Consider the following 933-nt stretch of genomic DNA (forward strand, 5'->3'; position numbering starts at 1 on the left):
GAAAGTAGTTGGGGGCTTCCCCCTGTGAGGATAGGACGTTGCCAGGCACTTGACCGATCTGCAGATTGCAGGTCGGTTTTTTGTTGTGGAAAAGGAAAAACTGACCGAATGACAGCCAGTTTTAAAATACGACATCTATATTAAATTCAAGATGTTGTTTCGTTAAGACGAGGGATGACGTGTTTTAACAGCGCAGCGGCTCTTGCTTCAAGTAGTTCTGGTAGTTGATCGAGTGGAAAATAACGAAGATCTAGGCTTTCTCCATCTGTCATTTGTAATGTACCTGATATTCCTTTTGCTTGAAAGAGATGAATCACACTATAGGTTTGATCGCCATTTGGATAACGGAAGAAGTAATCAGGACCCGAGAAGACGTCTAGCAGCTGAACGCTGCGTGCTTGAAGTCCGGTTTCTTCCTGTAATTCACGCATCGCGACTTCTTCAAGTGTCTCACCTGGTTCCATCGAACCACCGGGAAGTCCCCAACTGTGGGTATCCGAACGATATTGAAATAGCAGTTCATGTTGTGGATTTATGACGAGTACGGTCGCACCCACGCTGATCAACGGTCGGTTGCCTACGATTTTTCGTAAATCTAATAAGTATCCCATCTGCTCACTCCTTTCGTATCAGTATAGAAGAATATTCATTATGACAGTTAGTAAAAAGAAATAAGGCAAAAAGACTTGCCAATTTAAAAGACACATGTTATATTAATATCTGTCGAAACGTTATATCATCGCGGGGTGGAGCAGTCTGGTAGCTCGTTGGGCTCATAACCCAAAGGTCGTCGGTTCAAATCCGGCCCCCGCAACCAATTTTTAAATAATTAAATCCGAAACGTTTATCGTCGCGGGGTGGAGCAGTCTGGTAGCTCGTTGGGCTCATAACCCAAAGGTCGTCGGTTCAAATCCGGCCCCCGCAACCAATTTT

1 protein-coding gene and 2 tRNA genes are annotated in these 933 nt (G+C 44.6%); 2 read left to right on the plus strand and 1 reads right to left on the minus strand.

Annotation, left to right across the window (positions count from 1 at the left end):
* Positions 1 to 146: 146 nt before the first annotated feature.
* Complete coding sequence (locus tag NOM72_RS16085; protein WP_255999458.1) at positions 147 to 611, minus strand: NUDIX hydrolase; 465 nt, start codon at positions 609 to 611, stop codon at positions 147 to 149.
* 129 nt (positions 612 to 740) lie between these two features.
* On the opposite strand from NOM72_RS16085, the gene NOM72_RS16090 reads away from it, so the two are divergent.
* Together NOM72_RS16090 and NOM72_RS16095 are read left to right on the plus strand one after the other, a co-directional pair.
* Positions 741 to 817: transfer RNA gene (locus NOM72_RS16090), tRNA-Met, on the plus strand.
* A 34-nt stretch (positions 818 to 851) separates the two neighbouring features.
* Positions 852 to 928 (plus strand) — tRNA-Met (locus NOM72_RS16095).
* Positions 929 to 933 lie beyond the last annotated feature (5 nt).

It is taken from the genome of Exiguobacterium sp. LL15 (genome assembly GCF_024436095.1).
GTDB lineage: Bacteria > Bacillota > Bacilli > Exiguobacteriales > Exiguobacteriaceae > Exiguobacterium_A > Exiguobacterium_A indicum.